Origin of the sequence: Robinsoniella sp. KNHs210, from assembly GCF_000686105.1 — a bacterium.
GTDB lineage: Bacteria > Bacillota > Clostridia > Lachnospirales > Lachnospiraceae > Robinsoniella > Robinsoniella peoriensis.
Window position 1 is genome coordinate 3,529,621 of record NZ_JMLZ01000002.1, and the last position, 19,290, is coordinate 3,548,910.

Consider the following 19,290-nt stretch of genomic DNA (forward strand, 5'->3'; position numbering starts at 1 on the left):
TTACACAAAACAAACCTTAAGAAGGAGGACATTATGGGCAAGAGAAGAAAGAAACTATTGAGCATGGCATTGGTTGTCGGTATGGTAGTATCCAACCTGTCACCGTATACGAATGTACTGGCGGCAGAACCGGATAATGTGTCCACGGGGAGTGCAGAAACAGCGGAGTTAAATGAAGACCCCGGCGATGCACTGCCCCCTGGGACTGCAAAGGCAATTAAGGAGACAGAGTCAGAAACAGAACCAGAAACAGAACCGGTCAGCCGGGTAGAGACAGAAACAGAAGCAGTAAGGGAATCAACGTCGCAAGCAGAGACAATTGCAGAGACAAACCAGGTGGAAACAGAAAAAGAAACAATGAGTGAAACCGAGACACAGCTGACAGAAGAAACCGAGACTGAAACTGCCAGGGAGACAAAGAATAAAAATGCAGCAGCAGTCAATAATGTGGATGTAAATGGATTGTTTGCAGAATATTATACGACTTCCGGTAGTGGAAAGAATGTGAAACTGGATGCACTTAAGTCAAAAGGTATTGATTATAATATTAATTACGGGGATTTGAATGCCAAGCTGATGCTTACAACGGGAAAAGATGATTATGCCGGCATCCGCTGGAGCGGCAGAATCCGGGTACCGGAAACAGCGGATTACACCTTCTACGGTCTTGCTGACAATGGAATCAGACTGTGGGTGAATGGAGAGCAGCTGTTTAATTACTGGGACGGCGAGTCCTGGGATATATTACAGACAAGTAAAGGAGTAGCATTAGAAGCAGGAAAATTCTATGATATTAAAGTAGAATATTTTGACTACAGCGGAGGCGCACATGCCACTTTATCCTGGAGTAATAACAAAGGATTGAAGGACAAGAGTACCATTCCGTCATCTGCATTTTTCCTCCCCTCTGATTATAATGGGATTTATATCGGAAGCATCGATACTTCCCAAGCGAACCTGAAGGAAGGTGAAGACTTTAAGGGGGATGTAACAGTATATGGTTTTGGACTGGATCAGGTGGAAAGTTTTGAGATTGTAAAGACTTCCGGTGAATCCCTGAAGACTCCTGTCTACGCAGAAGTAACCTCACAAAAAAATGAAGAAGCAAAAATTGTAATCCCAAATATGGAAACCGGTACATACAAGCTGAAAATCAAACAGAGCAATACTGCCGTGATTTCAAAAGGCCTTATCATTGTAAAACCGGGAACAGAGGAAGTTCCAACAAGAACAGAACGTCCAAGGGCAGACTGGGAAAGAGAGTCCTATGTAAACTTAAACGGAATCTGGGAGTTCGACTTTGACGCAGATGAAGAAGGAAAAAATGCAGGCTGGTATAATCCGGATCAGGAATTTTCAAGATCCATTAACGTACCGTTCTGCTGGGAATCTTCTTTAAGCGGTATCAGTGACCCTGATTATAAAGGTCAGGCATGGTACAAGAAAACAGTTCGTGTAGACAAGTCCTGGGAAGGCAGAAAAATCTTCTTAAAGTTCGGAGCCGTTGACTGGAAATGCAAGCTCTGGGTCAATGGGGAAGAAGTCGGAGAACACATTGGCGGGTACAGCGCATTTGAAATGGATGTCACAGATCATATGAAAGCGGGCGAAGACAATGTTATAACGCTCTGGGTAGAGGATAAAGGAAGCTACGGCGATGACAGCTATCCGGCATTGATTGGTAAACAGGGAAGAAACGCACCTTGCGGATATATCCATACAAGCGGAATCTGGCAGACAGTGGGTATGGAAGCCAGAAGTGCAACCTATCTGGACAATGCCAAAGCAGTTTCGGATATTGACAATGCTACGGTAACTTATGATCTGGATGTAACCACAGATAAAGACCAGACACTTACAGTGGAATATGATTTTGCAAGTACCGTTTATGACATGGAAAATGACGTGGATATCCCTACCGGTTCCGTGGTAGAGGGAAGCCAGGAGATTCAGGTAGAATCAGGTGACAATGAGGTGGAACTTTCCCCGATTGCCATTGCAAACCAGAAACTCTGGAATTACGATGATCCAAATCTTTACCAGGGTACCCTGACCGTTAAGGATATGGATGGAAATGTACTGGATGAACTTTCTACTTACTTTGGACTTCGTAAGGTAGAAGCGAAATATTACAATGAAGACCTGGGTGTAAAATATATTTATCTCAATGATGAACCTGTTTATATGTCAGGACTTCTGGACCAGGGCTTCTGGGAGGAGGGAATCTATACCGCACCATCCGAAGATGCTTTAAAATATGATATTCTGGCAATGAAAGAAGCGGGATTCAATATGATCCGTAAGCATCTGAAAATTGAAGATCCGCTGCAGTATTACTGGTGTGATAAATTAGGAATGATGGTATGGCAGGATATGCCGCATGCAACCGCTATGGTGCCCTCCAAAGAAGGCGGCGAGGCGCTTGGCAGAAAATATTATGAAGAATGCCTGGATGCTGCAATGGAAATGAATTATAACCATCCGTCAATTGTGTCCGTTATGCTGTTCAACGAAACCTGGGGACTGTATGCGGCATATAATGATAACGGCAAGAACCGGAACGTAAAAGCATCTGACGGCAAGAGTACGGCAGAGTGGGTAGAGTACTTATATAATAAGACAAAAGGGGCATATCCGAATATGCTGATTGAGGATATGAGTCCCTGCAACAGTGACCACGTTCAGCCGTCTGACCTGAATACATACCACATGTATCCAAAATCTTATGACGGTACTGTAGGTGATGTGGAGAACAGGGTTAACAATGCATATGTAGGATCAGAAAATAACTATAAGTTCGGCTTTAAGCAGGATGGCGATCCCCTTTTGAACAGTGAGTACGGCGGTGTTGCTGCTTATGACGGCGATTTTGACATCTCCTATTGCTTTAAATTTATGACAGATGTTCAGAGAAGATATGAAAAACAAAGCGGTTTCGTATATACAGAGCCATTTGACGTAGAATACGAGCGCAACGGAATATTGACCTATGACAGGCAGAAGAAGATCTTTGGTTATGATGAAATTGCATATGGCGGTGACATGGGAATCCAGGATTTAGTACAGGAGACCTATATCGGAATCGTAGACAGTCCGGTTAAAAATGTAAAACCGGGAGCAAAGATAAAAACAAAGATTATGGCAATGAGCTGGACAAATGATGTACCGGAAAATACCGTTGTAAAATGGCGTTTCGACGGAACAGATATCTATGGAAACAATATCAGTACGGACCTTGCCGGTACACTGGGAATGGAAATTATCCCTTATGAAAAAGCAGAAGCAAGCCTTTCCTTCCATGCGCCTGCCCAGGCTTGTGTTGGAACTTTAACCGTATGGATAGAAGGACCGGATGGAGCAAAAATTGCGAAAAACTTTACCAATATCGTAGTTGCAGATCCGTCAAGCGAGAATAAAGAACTGGTTCTGGATAATGAAAATGGTTCCATTACCATGAAAGCAGCTGTTAATGACCGCAGGATGGTTACCACAGAAGGAACCGGAAGCCAGGATTACAGCTATACATTGCCGGAAAACTTTAACCTGGATACGTTAAATGGCCTGAAAATTATTGCTGAGGCATCATCCTTTAAAGGTCAGACAGGAACTGATAAGAACCATTCTTCTTTCAGCTCTGCATACAGCCAGACAGCAGAGGGCAGGGAGCGGGCATCGGATATGACCGTTTATGTAAACGGCGTAGAGGTTGACACGGTTTATCTTCCGGACAACCCAAGGGATATGAGAGGAACACTTTCCCTGAATGCTCCATATAACGGAGCAACCAGTGCAGGTGACTTTGGTTATCTGGTAAATTTAAGTGTATCAAAGGAAAAACTGGCTGAAATTAAAGCCGCTATGGGTGACAGTAAAGTAATGAAAGTTACTTACGCTGTAAAAGAGGATGCAGCAAATCAAAACGGACTTCGTATTTACAACTCCGTATACGGAAGATATGCTGTAAATCCTACCATTATCTTAAATCCAAAAGACATTGAAAAAGCAGATCAGGTAACGGCAGTAAAAAATATTAAGACAGATTCTGATAATTACAGTGTTGAAGGTGTCTTATCCGGCAATTCCAGCCTGAACGTAAGAACGGGCGAGAAAGAAGGATATGTTATCGCTCTTGCAAACGGTGGAAGCAGTATTACCGTTACAAATAAGAAGACAAACCAGGTGATTGGAGATGCAGCAGAATTGGCAGCAGGAAACCATCACGTAAAAGTAACCTTATTTGACGAACAGATTCGCGTATTTGCAGATAACAACCCGGAAGCTGCTATAAATGTATTTGACAGAAGCGGTTTTACCGGAGGAATCACAGTAAATGCATCCGGAACCAATCCGGTAGCAGATCTTGTGGTTTCACCGGAATCCTATGAAGCAGTTAAGTCGGAAATCGATGATACCGTAAAAGATGTTGAAGTAACGGATGACTTCAGCGATGCAGATTATGCAAAAAGATATGAAATCATGGGTGGTGCATGGAGTGGAAACGTCGTAAACGGCGCACTGAATATGAGCGCTTCTGATCAGGGAGATAAAATGATAATGAAGGACATCTCCATGTCAGACGGTATCTACGAAATGGATATCAAAGTAACCAACTCATCAGGAATAAACGGAAATGCAGGATTTTTATTCCGTTCTTCTAACTATAATATTGGACCGGATGGTGCCAATGGATATTATGCAGGTATTGGTGACCGTTATGTACAGCTTGGACGCATGAGCCAGGGATGGAAAGAGCTTGCTAAAGTTACCGTTCCGGAACTGGTTGTAGGAAGTACACATACACTCCGCATTGCAGTATTTGGTTCCCGGATCCAGATCTATGTAGATGATGCCCAGGTTCCATGTGTAGACATTAATGATTCTACGTATTTGGAAGGCGGCGCAGCTGTCAGAGGCTACCGTGTAGCAGCCACATTAGACAACATCCATGTGGCAAGCATCCCGCGTTATAGCAGCACATTTGAAAAAGGCAGTGATGAATGGGAAGCAAACGGAAACTGGAAGACCGTGGACGGAGCTTATACTTCCGCTTCTAAGGGCGCATACTCCCTGATTGACAGCAATAAAATAAAAGATGTTCTGTTTGCAGCAGATGTAAAACCGGGAACAGAGGATTCCGTAACCGCAATGCTGCTGCGTACCGTAAGCGGATCAGCAGGAATCAGAGGCTATCAGCTGGTTGCAGATGCAGAAAATGATAAAGTACAGATTGTAAAATCGGAAAATGGCAGGACTACTGTTCTGGCGGAAACCGGCATGCGTCTTCAGGCAGGCAGGACATACCGTTTAACTGTGGAAATGCAGGGCTCAGTTATCAAAGCTTATAAAAATGACAACAGAGAAGCGCTTGTGATAGCAGAAGATTCGGCATTTACCGCAGGTCAGATTGGTGTCATGAATGTAAATGGAACTTCGGCCATCGACAACGTTGCAGTCAACAACCAGTTTATTGACGGCGGGTTAATGAAACCGGCAGATCCAAAAGCGCTGGATGAAATCATTGCAGAAGCACAAAAAGCAGATGCAGGCAAATATACCGCAGATTCTTACAGCAGACTCAAAGCAGCTCTGGATGCGGCCCTGGATGCGGATCGTTACGATCAGCAGGAAATTGACGGGGCAGTTACAGCAGTCAGAGAAGCGCTTAACCAGCTGGTATTAAAACCAGTTGATCTTACGGTATTGAACAGTAAAATTGCAGAAGCGAAGAAATTAGACCCAGGCAGATACACGGCAGATTCTTATGCCAAAGTAAAAGCAGCACTGGCAGCAGCGGAAGCAGTGAATAAAAAAGACCAGGCAGCAGTAGATGCAGCAGCAAAAGCATTAGGTGATGCCATTGGACAGCTCAAGATAAAACCGGCAGACTTAAGTGTATTAAACCAGAAGATTGCAGAAGCGAAGAAACTGGATGTGAACAAGTATACCGCCGATTCTTATGCTAAGGTAAAAGCGGCACTGGCAGCAGCAGAAGCAGTTAATAAGAACGACCAGGCAGCAGTAAATGCGGCAGCAAAGAACTTAAGTGATGCAATGGCACAGCTCAAGGTGAAACCGGCCGCTCCGAAGGTACCTAAGAAAAATGCAGTTTATACCGTCAACAGTCTGGTATACAAAGTAACAAAATCTTCATCCAAAAACGGAACCGTAAAAGTAATGAAGGCAAAGAAAAAATCATATACCTCCATCAGTGTTCCAAAGACCGTAAAATTAAATGGTTATACCTTTAAGGTTACGGAGATCTATAAGAATGCATTTAAAAACAATACCAAATTAAAGACAGTTAAGATTGCAGATAATGTAAGCAGAATCGGCTCTTACGCTTTTGCAGGATGCAAAAAACTGAAATCCGTTACAATTGGTAAAGGACTGAAAAGCATCGGAAGCAAAGCATTCTATAATGACAAAGTATTAAAGAGTATCGTAATAAAATCAACAAAAGTCAGCAAAGTTTACAGCAAAGCATTCAGCGGAATCCATAAGAACGCTTATATTAATGTGCCAAACAAAAAGGCATCTGATTATAAGAAAACCTTCAAAAAAGGGAATCCGGCAAAGACGGTAAAGATTAAATAATTGAGAAAAGACTGCTCCGGTTTTTATGGCTGGAAGCAGTCTTTTTTTGATTTTTGGCGGATCGTATTCGACTGGCTCCTATTGGATACGAAGCGGTCACTGAGCCGGGAAATGCATCAGGATTTCCCGGCAAATGCCAGCAAATACCCGCAAATGCCCGCGTGCCGCCAAAAAGCGCTAAATCCCATTTATCAGTTTGTATCTTCAAAAGCTTCATGTTATAATCGGAAAAGATAATGAGGATTTGGGGGATGTGTTATGTTTACAGAAAAGAAAAACCGTTTACAATTTACGTATTACAGTAGTTTTTTATTGTTAATTGTGATTCCTATTCTATTTATTATCATAGGGTCGTTTGCCATAGTCAGGACGATGATGCTTCGTTCCGCCACAGAAAAAATTGAACTGGTTCAGGCTAATGTAGAGAAGACCCTGGAAGAAGAGATAGACAATGTCTCCATGCGTCTGTCTCATCTGTGTAATGTAAATAACAGTGATGTATTGGCTTTGGCGGCACAGACGGATGACAGCAATGCATTTAACAAATATAATTTTGAAAAGATTTTACGGGAAACTTTCAATTATATGATGATCCCAAGTGATGATATGCTGGCTTCCGTGTTCTATATGGTCAGCGGGGACAACACTTATATCAAGGATGACCTGGTAATACCCCAGACTGAGATCAAACAGTCAAAGTGGTATCAGCAGGCATTGTCTAACAAGAATAATGTGTGTATAGGCAGTTATTCGTCCAAAGTAACCTATTCTCTAAAGACAAAATATCAGTTTACCATTGCAGCGGGGCTGTCCCCGGACAACAGTCTGGACAGAACGAATAAAATTGAGATGGCAACCTTGTTTATTCAGTCTGAAATCGGAAATATGCTTCGGGAATACAACAAAGAAAGCAGTCTTGGAACCATGTACCTGGTGGACGAAAACAAAGAAGTGCTCCTGAATGTCAGCGATCAGGAAATCCAGCTTCCAAATGATCTGGATCTGAACCAGAGTATATATCGAGAGCGCTTAGGTTTAACGGCATTTACATATCTGGTAAAAGAGATTACCCCAACCGGTTGGAAGCTGGTAAGTGTGGTAGATTCAGAGATTCTGTTGGAGGAATTTAATAAAATTGCTTGTATTATTATAGTGATTACCGTAATACTCTTCATTTTATTTTATCTGTTTTCCAGCATCTTCTTAAAGCGTATTATACATCCGGTCAATGAGGTGATTGAAGGGCTGAAGCAGGTAGAAGGAGGAAGCCTTGACATTCATATTCCAATCAGCGGACAGTCAGAAATCAGAACCATGATCCATTCTTTCAACCGCATGGTGCGCAGGTTAAAAGTACTGATTCATGACAATGAGCAGCAGCAGCAAATGAAACACGAAGCCGAGATACGGGCACTGCAGTCACAAATTAACCCGCACTTTTTGGTAAATACACTGAGTTCGATCCGCTTTATGGCTCAGGTATCAAAGTTCGATGGGATTAAAAATATGGCGGAAGCATTAATTCGCATACTGTCCTGTTCATTTCGCAGAAACGGAAGTTTTTACAGCCTGAAGGAAGAGCTGGAGGTGCTCAGCAGCTATATTTTCTTGATGAAAGTGCGTTATTCAGATGGATTTGAATATACAGCAGATGTAGGGGAGGCGTGCATGGAGGACCGGGTACCCCGACTGATTCTGCAGCCGATTATAGAAAACTGTATCGTCCATGGATTTAGTGAAATGGAGGATATCGGGGAAATACAGCTGCGGGCTTATCATGAAGAAGACAAGCTTTGCATTGTCATTGAAGATAATGGAAAGGGAATGACAGAAGCTCAGATTCGTGAGATATTAAAACCAAAAGAAGATATGGAGGACAATTACAGCATTGGAATATCCAATGTATACAGCAGGCTGAAGCTGAATTTTGGAGAGACGTGTGAGATGAAAATTGTGAGTGAACCTGGAAAATACACCAGAACAACTATTGTGATACCGCGTAAAAGTATGGGATAGCTCATGAATCAGAGAGGATGATGAAGATGTACAGAGTTATGTTTGTAGATGATGATATGATCGTAAGGACAACACTGCATACGATCGTGGATTGGGAAAAGTTTGGGTTTGAAATTGTGGGTGATGCCAAAAATGGACAGCAGGCATTGGAAAAGTTAAAGGACACCTGCGTAGACCTGTTAATTACCGATATGAAAATGCCGATCATGGATGGTATTACATTGATTAAGCAGGTAAACCGGATGGAACAGGTACCAGTAATTCTCGCGCTTAGCGGTTACGATGATTTTCTGCTGGTGCGGGAGGCGTTCCGGCTGGGGGCACAGGATTATCTGCTTAAATCAGATATCAATGAGATTATGCTGAGCAGCCATCTGGAACGCATCGCAGACCATCTGCAAAAGGCGAAGGGGAGCAGTCCGGTGGGGAAAACAACGGTAAAACCAGTGGGAGAAAGCCAGATTCTGCAGGATATGGCTCTTGGAAGGACGGAGTTAAAAGAATCTTTTTTTGCAGATTATTATTATATTGTCCGTTTTGAAATTCTGGATTTCAAACAGCAGGTATTCCGATTTGGAAATGACCTGGAGGATGCATTGATAAAACCGATGCTGGAAATTGCAAATCAGATACCCATGGTTGCTTCCAAATGTACGATCTGCTCCCTGTCGCCTTCTTCTTATCTCTTGTATTATCGTGCGAAGGATGCCGATGAAAATAGAAAGAACCGGGTGCAGTCGGTAAGCAGACAGATACTGAATAACTGGAAGAATTATATGAATCTCCCGGCAATTGCAGGAATCAGCCAGATCGGTTCAGGTGCATCCGGGTTCCTGGAATGCTTACAAATGGCTGGAGTTCTGCTCACATTTCAAAGTGTTTTCGAAAAAACGGATGTATTTACCACGGATATCCAGCAAAAGGTCAATTTACAGGAAGCTATCCAGGCGGGAATCCGTTACCAGGACTTAAAAGACAGCCTGAAATCCCTGGATAATGCGGCATTTGAACAGAGCTGTCAGAGAATTTTCACTAACTTTTACCAAATGGGATTTGAGCAGGCAAAAATAGAAAGCATCTACATGATCTACCAGGTGTCGGTGTCTCTGCGGGAGAATAACGATGATATTCAGAAGGTATTTCCCCAAGAGGTGGATTACTACGAAAAAATACAACGGATAACCAGTTTAAAGGAAATGGAGATCTGGATGACCAATTACCTTCGCTGGATTATGGATTACCTGGAACATAACTATGACAGAAGGCAGAACGATGTAATACAAAAAGCAAAGCGCTTTATCTGGGATAACTATGCCAATCCGGAACTTTCCCTTGGTAATGTGGCGGATTTTGTAGGATTAAATGAAAAATACTTCAGCACCCGGTTTACGAAAGAGACAGGAACTACATTCAGCAGTTACCTGATGGAATTCCGTATCTCTAAAGCAAAAGACCTGATTCGAAAGACGGATATGAAAATTTATGAGGTTAGCCAGAGCGTAGGATATAACAGTGTGGAACACTTTAACAGGATATTTAAAAAGCTTTGCCAGATGAGCCCGGTTCATTATAAAAAGGGCGGCAAAATATAGTCAAAAACCCCGTTGCTTGCAGCGGGGTTTTTGACTTCTTTAAAATACTGATCAATCCGTTGTATCCATTCTGCTTCATTTGATGCACAGAACCCATTAGACATCTGTTTTCTTCAAAGATACATAAAAAGTTAGATAATAACATAACGGTTTTTTAGTGACATAAAAGGAGCCATTTAATACATGACGGCAAGATATGTGATGGATATATGATACTATTATAAACAATATGTATGGGAAAATAAAACCCGGTCAATAAAGCCTGCGATAATTATGTAATATCATGTTGTCAATGGAAAAAAATCAATTAATTATAAAAGGGGATTGAAATTATGAGAGTAAGCTCTGTGTTATTAAGAAAAATCAGTATGGTTGGTTTGGTATGTGGGTTATTTATTTTCCCAGGATGCAGCCAAAAAGATATTTCAAATGAGTATGTAAAGCTTGGCAATTATAAAGGAATCGAGATTAGCAAAGGGGAACTAGAAACGATTTCAGAAGAAAGGGTTGAAAACCAGTTTTCTATGAATGCAGGATTTGATCAGGAATTGTATGTAGATACCAAAAGAAAAACGGTTAAGGACGGTGACCGGATTATCATTGATCTGACAGAGAAAATAAACGGGGAGGAGATTACCAGACAGGATATGAATGTACCAGTGGGGTCAGAACATCTGTCAGAAGGTTTCCGGGAGCGGGTTAAGGGACGTTCTGTTGGAGATACTTTTGAAGTGGATGGACTTTATACCGTTACAATTAAATCTATTCAGGAAGTAAATCCTTCCCTGCAGGAAGAAAAAGCAAAAATCAGAGAAGGACTGGAAAAAGAGGCGCAGGAGACCTGGCGCCAGAAGCAGTTTCAGCAGATTGAAAGTTACTTACTTGAGCATACAGAAGTCATCAAAAAGCCAGAGGAGGGCCAAGAGGTAATCGATTTAATATTGGGAGCAATTGCGAAGAAGGAGAAACTGGAGCTTTCGAATGAAGAACTCACAAAAAAGGCAGGTGAAAATGGGGGCAATGGGCAAGAGCAGAGCAGGGAAACCGGATTGAATAAAAATGAACAGGAAATAGCGCTTCAAAACGAAGTGGTAATGGAATGGCTGCTAAAGAATGCGAAAGAAAAGAAATAAGTTTGGAGCATGTTTATAAATTTATACCTGCCATCTGCAAGTCCCACTTCGCGTAGAAGTTGTCCCTATAATAGTCAGTGTAGTGCGCTCAAGCGCTGAAAGCTGTGTATAAAGATCTATTAACAGTAATCAAAAACAATTTAAGGAGTATCAGCGCGTTGGAGGAGGAAGCGAATGGAAAAGAAGAGAGTATTAGCGGCGGCAGCCATTTTGGCGGCAACAGCAGCAGGACTTTTGGTGTTAGCAATAGTAACCGGCATATTTATAGGGTTTGTCTCTAAATTAATACCTTATAAACAGCCGGAGACATTAAATGAATTGGCATACACAGTGAATAAGCGGAACGGCAATACCGTATATATCAGGGAAGAAACAGCGGGTTACCAGCCGTACCTGGTAGTGGACAATGATTACAATGGTGATGGGAATGTCCTGCTTTTGCGGAAGTATGTGCTGGATGAACGGCAGCCATATCATACCTATTACCAACGGGTAGCATATTATGAAAACAGTAACCTGGATGACTATCTGAGCAATGTGTATCTGGATATGTTGCCAGAGGAGCTGCGTGCCCAGATCGTTCAAAGCCACATTGAGATCATTGCAATGTCAGCTTACCAGGGAGAGAATTCCGATACGATTCAAATTAAACGGAAAGCATTTTTACTATCCTGTACGGAAATGGCACCTGGAGCTTCCGGTTATATTCATGAAGGAAAGCCACTAAAATATTTCGACGATGATTTTACTAGAATGAAGACAACAGATAAGAATGGGAAAGAGTCTGGCTGGTGGCTGAGGAGTCCTAGCATGGGAGGAGGAGATACAGTGGCAATAGGGGTAGGAAGCGATGGGAGGGTGGGTTTTGCGGCAGTGTCAATCGTTGCGGGAGTCCGTCCAGCATTTTGCCTGCCTAGGGATGTGGGGATAGATGAGAGTAAGGAAGCGATCCCAGGAGAAAAGGTTTATGTATTCAAGTAAAGTACTCGTGAGTGGTGGATATGCACAAATGGATAAGGAGAGAAAAACAATGGGAAAAAAGAAGAGGAAAAGCACAATTGGGACCCGGATAACAGCAATACTGCTATCAGCTGTTATGGCGGTAAGTTTGATTCCGGCGGAGACGGTACGGGCGGCAGCTGTAAGGGAGGAAACGGAATATCAGATTTTTGAAGAAGAAACTGCGGAAAGCACTTTATCCGATGAATCGACGGAAGAAGTGATCACAGAAGCGATACAGGAGGAGACGGAACAGCAGGTTCTGGAGGAGGATTCGGAGGAGGGAAATACTTTATCCGATGAACCTACGGAAGAGATGATGCCGGAAGATCTGGAGTTGGAACTCGAAGCCTGGAGGCAGGAAGCCAGGGAGGAATTAGAGAAAGCCGAGGAGGTAAGAAAATCAAATGAAGAGCAGGCGGCAAAGATAGATGCAAGGTCTTCACGGGAAATCCTGGATTTCCGGGGAGATGGTACGGAGCAAAACCCCTATCTGATTGAGAACGCGGAGAACTTGATACGGCTGCAGGAATATTCCGATTCTGGCAATGCGTTTTCCGGAACGTATTTTCAGCTTACCGCAGATATCGACCTGAATGGAGGGGAAAACGGGGATTCCCTTCCATGGAGTCCAATATCAAATTTCAGTGGTACCTTTGACGGCAATGGATTTATGATCACTGGTTTGTATCTGGGATCCCAGGGAGTATATCAGGGGTTGTTTGGACTCATTCAAGATGCAGAAATTAAAAATCTGACGGTGAAGATATCCGGGCAAGAGGGAGCGGCAACCTATTCAGGTGTATTAGCAGGATCGGCGGTACAAAGCACGGTATCCGGATGCTCCGTACAAGGGGAACTGCACACGGAAAGTGAGTATGCAGGAGGGCTGGTTGGATATTTATCCTTATCAAAGGTTTCCGGCTGCAGATTTGCAGGAACACTTTGGGGAAAAATAACCGGTGGCATTGTGGGAATGTCGGTAGACAGTGATATAAAAAGCTGTATCACTTCAGGGAAAATCCGCGGCAGTGAACAGACCGGCGGCATCATTGGGCAGTTGTTCAGTACGCCGGTTACCGTACAGGGGATTGTGACATCTGTGGCGGAATCCAATTACAACAAGGCGGACATCTACGGTATAAAAGAAGTTGGAGGGGTGATCGGAAGCGTGATTAATAACGGTGACTCCCGTATCCGGGTGAATTTGTTGAAGAATGCCAATAAAGGACAGGTAGTGGCGGAGAGCATCGTAGGAGGACTGGTAGGAAAAGTAGATGGCAATATTACCATTTCCGATTGTTATAACAATGCATCCGTAGCTGCACTCACAGCCTCTGTGGCAGGGGGAGTAATTGGGCGGTTCAATATGGACGATAAGTATGCCTCCTTAAGCAACTGCTACAACTCAGGTGAAATCATGGCAGCCAATTCGATGATGCTTGGGGGTATAGCAGGATATGCAGAGAGTATGATTCTGAAAAGTTATATATTAGCCAATGGCATCAGAGGGATTGGACGTGCAGCTGGCAGTGCATCCGGTTCAGAAACCAATATTCGTATTCTGCAAAAGGAAAAACTCAGGGATTTTAATGGTTCAATACAGAAGCCCTTTTTAATTGACGAAGAAAATCGAAATGATGGATACCCCATTCTGGATTCTATCGAATATGTGGAAGGGGGCGCTTCGGGGGAGCTGGAATTTCTCTATGCATCCGGTTCGGATCAGGATTACAGCGGTAAATGCTACTATGAGGACTTCTACTTCTATGAGGATTCCTTACACTATAACCCCAGTCTGTCAACAATGTCATTAAGTCTTGCAATGTCGGCATTTGGAAGCAATGAAGCGCCCTATGATAAAAAAAGTAAGAATGCAGACAGGCTGTTGTCGGATATCGGGTTTGGGGAAATCCGGTATAATCATGCATTCGAGGTTAAGCCGGAACGGGATTCCATTGGGGTGATTGCAGGAAAGAAAATCATAAACGATGGGAAAAAGGATTACACCTTAATTGCGGTGGCAGTTAGGGGAGCAGGCTATGAGGCGGAATGGGCAGGTAATTTCCGATTGGGAGAGAACGGTGAACATGAGGGCTTCTCAATTGCCAGGGATCAGGTAATCAGTTTTTTGAATGATTATGTGGAAGAGCAAAATATAAAAAATGAAATAAAAATCTGGATGACCGGATATAGCCGGGCATCAGCCGTAGTAAACCTGACTGCAGCTACGCTCCTGCGGGATCAGGTAGTGGGAGGAGACAAACAGATTCTTCCGGGTGATGTATATGCATATGGATTTGAAGTGCCTGCTGGGACATTGTTTGATTTAGCTAGAGATGAGAACAAAGTTTCTAAAAGTGAATACCAGTATATCCATAACATTATTAATAATAATGATCCGGTGCCTAAGGTGGCACCAAAATACTTTGATTTTACACGCTATGGAATTGACCATACAATACCCACAAGCAGTATCCAGGATGGTTACGAAGAGATAAAAGAAACCATGCTGAAAAGCTATCAGGCATTGGACAGTACGGGGGAATATGTGGTAGATGATTTCCGGATGAAAAGAATCCGTGCTGATGTGCTTCTGAATGCCGGAGTGATTGGCATCACAGCCATTGTCGGGCTGGGTATTGGAAAAGGGACGCTGGCAGGACAGGTCATTAAAAGTTTAACGCTGGAGGATAATCCGAAAGATACGAGAACACAGGATGCATTTTTGGAATGGACGGTAAACGACTTATCGGAGAAAGTCTTTGTCAGCCGTGCCAATTACGTAGAGAATTATCAAAGTATTCTCCGGGATATGATGGGAAGTATGTATGAACAAGAGCCGGATAAATGGAAGCAATTTACAAAACAATTATCTGCAAACCTCATACAGTCACTGATAAATAGAATGGCACTTGCAACTGTAATCCAGGAGCAGTCTACAAAGGATGAAATGATAAGGATATTGGCTCCAGACGTGAAACAGTGCGTGAAGGATAGCCTGGCGGAAGTAGGGATCGGAACGATATCGGATGAAACTGTGGATAATATGGCAGATTTCCTGACGAAGATGTTCATAGATTATGCCTTACAAGACTTGGATGCTACAGTTACGCTGATTGGGAATATAGAACCGATCGCTTCGGCACATTATCCGGAGCTGTGTCTTGCCTGGATGCAGTCCATGGACCCTAATTTCACCCCCCTGGAGAACCTGAATCACTTCAGCAACGGTTCTTACCGGGTGTTGTCTGTCAATTGCCCTGTGGATGTTGAGGTCTATGATTCCTCTGACGTGAAAGTGGCAGCGATTATTCAGGACACTCCTGTGGAGATAGAAGGCAGCAGCATTATCTCCTCAGTGAACAGTAATGGAGAGAAGCAGTTTTTTCTGCCTGCAACCGAATCTTACCATTTAACCCTGACGGCAGTAGATGATGGGGATATGACTTATACGGTGAATGAATTTAACCCGGTAGTGGAAAGCATTAACCGGATTGTCTGTAATTATGACGTACCTCTCCGTAAAGGGGATGTCTTCCAGGCGGAGGTACCGGCATTTGGTGAGGCGGATATTGAGAATGGGACTGCAGTAAATGGTTCCGGCGTGGATTATACGCTGCGGGATCCGGGTAATAAGGTGATAGAACCCGATGTTAATATGACCGGAGAAGAGGCAGCTAATGCTGTTTACACGATACAAGCTTCTTCTGAAAATACGAAGCAGGGTATTGTAACTGGCGGCGGAATAGTCAGGTTCGGAAGCTTTGCACAGGTTATGGCCCAGCCCGTGGATGGATATGTATTAGAAGGCTGGTATACGGATGGAAGAAAGGTATCGGAAGATGCAGAATACAGGTTCCGGGCAGAAGGGGATCTGGAACTGACGGCAAGATTTAAAGAACAGACCACACAGACCGACATAACCAAAAAGGCTTTTACGGAAATCAGTACGCCAGAAGAGCTAAGAGCAGTTGCAGATAATCCCACAGGCTCTTACAAATTAGTGAAGGATATTGATTTGGAAGAGGAGCCCTGGGAACCAATCCAGAATTTTAGCGGTGTATTCGACGGAAATGGATATAAGATCCAGAACCTGAAAATAGACAAACCCGATACAGAAAATGTGGGATTTTTTGGTTCGTTTACCAATGCTCTTGTCAGGAATGTTGCGATAGATGGGGTAAGGATCAATGCAGAAGGAAGCTTGGCGGTAGGCGTTTTAGCCGGTAAAGCCCAGGTCAGAAGAGCGGTAATTGATAATTATACCGGCAGCAGTATATTGAATTGTTCTGTTTCAAATGGTATGGTCTCAGGCGGTGAGCATGTAGGCGGTCTGATCGGCAAGACAGATAAGACAGTCAGGATATACAGAAGCTACACGGGCAGAGGCTTGCAGGTAAAGGGAGCACGGTATGTGGGAGGTCTGATTGGGAGCCAGGAGAGATTTGCGAATCAAAAGTGGATTGGCGATATGTATGTTGAGGAGTGTTATTCCGATGCAGAAGTCACAGGCGTGGACTTCGTAGGTGGTCTGACTGGACAGGTAACAGGCGGTAATTATAAAAACTGTTATTCAGATGGAACCGTGGTCGGAAATGATCATGTAGGCGGTCTCTTTGGGGAAGCATTATTTGATACTACAACTTCACTAATAAGATATGATGGAGTCCAGTACTGCCATTTTTCAGGAACCGGGAGGGGATTTACCAGCGTACTTGGAATTAACCCTATATCAGAGAAGAACAGTATCAAAAATGTGTATTTTACTGGGGATGTAACGTTCACAGAGGAAGGGAATCAAGCTTTAACGGAGGAAGCAAAAGCTCTGGGAGAAAATGCATATACTTCCTATTGGTGGTCATCTATTTGGGCAAAGACTGCGGAGAATAAGCCCTATTTGATAGCAGTTCCGGGAAATGGGGAAGATTCCGGCGAGCCGGGCACAATAAACAACCCATACCTGGTTGCAACGGCGGAAGAACTGGCTCAGATCAGAGATAACCCCAAGGGACATTATAAATTAGTGAATGATATTGACTTAGCCGGGGTAGTCTGGGAGCCAATCGGATATTTTGACACAAATTCAAGTATCAACTCAGAGGAAAGTTTTTCGGGTAGTCTGGACGGTGGCGGATATACGATTCGGAATGCAGTAATTCGCGGGAAGCGGGAGAGGGATGCAACCGGTCTTTTTTCAAGGACGCAGTCAGCCGTTTTCAAGAATGTCCGTTTAGAGAACTTTGATGTCAGGGGGAATTATTGGACAGCGGGGCTGGTTGCCCTTGCGGCAGGAGATACATACATGGAGAATTGTTCGATTGATGATGCCAGTAAGATTGTGGGGTCTTACCGGGAAGTACTTGGCAGCCTGTTTGTCTCATATAATTCATGGAATTCGGGAGGATTATTTGGATTTGCACAGAATATCAGAATCATGGACTGCAGCAGTTCGGCACAGATTGGTGATCCGGATGTATTGGGAACATTTAGTACAGAAAAGACAGGAGGACTGGGAGGTGCCGCCACGAAAATCATTATGCAGCGCTGTTCTTTTAACGGGATGGTTTATGGAAAGCAGTATATAGGCGGTTTGATAGGAACAACGAGTAGCGGTATATTTGAAGATTGCTACTTTGATGGTAAAATAAAAGCATACAGTGCAGCAATGGGATTAAGCTTTGTGTCCAGTAACGCTTACCTGGAAGTAAAAAACTGTTATACAACAGGAACAGCAGAAATTGAGTATAAAGGATATCCATTCAATGCCTATGGCTATCAGAGTAATGAAACCAATGTAGATAATTGTTATTATAATAAAGAGTCTCTTGAACCGAAATACTGCCAGGATACAGGCAGGACAGAGGGGGAACTTAAGAAAAAGCAAACCTTTGTGGATTGGGATTTCTATCATGTGTGGTATATGGAAGAAGGGGCTTCTATGCCGAAACTGAAGAAAATTGAGTAATAACAGATACACCATCTTACTTTACAATACGGTCTAAGACATTAAGACATCTGGATTGAAAACCTTTGTTTTCAAACAGATGTCTTTTTTGTAAGTGTGGGCTGCATTCTCATACCTGACTTTAGATCAATAAAAACAACCAGGGTACAAGGAAATAAATCAAGTTCAATGATAAAATGAGACCAACCAGGTGGGAAGGAGTGGAATAATATGGTAAAAATGAAAAGTTTTAAAGCGTATATCCTGGCAGCGGCAGTGGTTTTAATCGTTGCAGCAGGTATTCTTTTTGCATGTTTTACGGGAAAAAATAAAAAAGTTGTGGCTGCAGTGAATGACATTCCCATCTATCAGGAAGAAATCATATTTGCAGCATCCGAACTGCGGTTGTCAATCCGCAATGAATGGATGAATACATATAACCTGGATTCGGAAGGGTTTTCCTGGGAAAAAAGTTATGACGGAGGGGAAAGTGCTTTAGCTTGCGTAACGGACAGGGCTGTCCGGACAATTGCAGGAGATAAGCTTCTTCAGAAAATTGCCCTGGATAAGGGATTGATGGAAGCCATCGATTACCCATCCATTCAAAAGCAGATGGAAAGTGAGAACGCGCAGCGGCAGGAGAAAAAGAGCAAAAACGAGGTGTTTTACGGGATTACGAGTTTTCCTGAGAGCCAGTATTATGATTATCTGAACCAGAACCTGAGACTTCAGGTGATCCGGAAATTAAGTGAGGACGAGCTGCTTGTATTATCGGATGAAGAGATGCAGGAGATCTACAATGAGAACATGGAATATTTCCAAAATGAAGATTTTGAATCGGTGAAGATGAGTGTAAAAGACTTAGGCTTAAAGGAAAAATTTGATCAATATATGGAAGATATGCTTGCGAAAGCAGACATTCAAATAAACAAACCGGAGGTGATGGAGCAGGCAGTTAAGAAGGCAGTGATGTAGCAGAAAAAATAGAAACAGGCTATATCAAAGAAAA

The 19,290-nt window shown here is 43.1% G+C and carries 7 protein-coding genes; all 7 read left to right on the top strand.

The window, feature by feature from the left end; genetic code table 11:
* The first annotated feature begins 33 nt into the window (after positions 1–33).
* The 7 genes from CD03_RS0122120 to CD03_RS0122150 all read left to right on the top strand — a co-directional run bounded on the left by CD03_RS0122120 (position 34) and on the right by CD03_RS0122150 (position 19,256).
* Positions 34–6,594: a glycoside hydrolase family 2 gene (locus CD03_RS0122120; RefSeq protein ID WP_027295492.1), complete on the top strand. Its 6,561-nt coding sequence runs from the start codon at positions 34–36 to the stop codon at positions 6,592–6,594.
* Positions 6,595–6,852: 258 nt separating this feature from the next.
* Complete coding sequence (locus tag CD03_RS0122125; RefSeq protein ID WP_027295493.1) at positions 6,853–8,610, top strand: sensor histidine kinase; 1,758 nt, start codon at positions 6,853–6,855, stop codon at positions 8,608–8,610.
* A gap of 26 nt (positions 8,611–8,636) precedes the next feature.
* On the top strand, positions 8,637–10,202 hold the full coding sequence (locus CD03_RS0122130) for a response regulator transcription factor (RefSeq protein ID WP_027295494.1): 1,566 nt from the start codon (positions 8,637–8,639) through the stop codon (positions 10,200–10,202).
* A 332-nt stretch (positions 10,203–10,534) separates the two neighbouring features.
* A complete protein-coding gene (locus CD03_RS0122135) occupies positions 10,535–11,335 on the top strand; it encodes a hypothetical protein (protein ID WP_027295495.1) in 801 nt (266 codons plus the stop codon).
* Between the two features lie 174 nt (positions 11,336–11,509).
* Complete coding sequence (locus tag CD03_RS0122140; protein ID WP_027295496.1) at positions 11,510–12,316, top strand: DUF6273 domain-containing protein; 807 nt, start codon at positions 11,510–11,512, stop codon at positions 12,314–12,316.
* On the top strand, positions 12,303–18,302 hold the full coding sequence (locus tag CD03_RS0122145) for an InlB B-repeat-containing protein (RefSeq protein WP_027295497.1): 6,000 nt from the start codon (positions 12,303–12,305) through the stop codon (positions 18,300–18,302). The genes CD03_RS0122140 and CD03_RS0122145 overlap by 14 nt, the downstream gene beginning before the upstream one ends.
* Before the next feature lie 210 nt (positions 18,303–18,512).
* Positions 18,513–19,256: a hypothetical protein gene (locus tag CD03_RS0122150; protein ID WP_027295498.1), complete on the top strand. Its 744-nt coding sequence runs from the start codon at positions 18,513–18,515 to the stop codon at positions 19,254–19,256.
* The last annotated feature ends 34 nt before the right edge of the window (positions 19,257–19,290 follow it).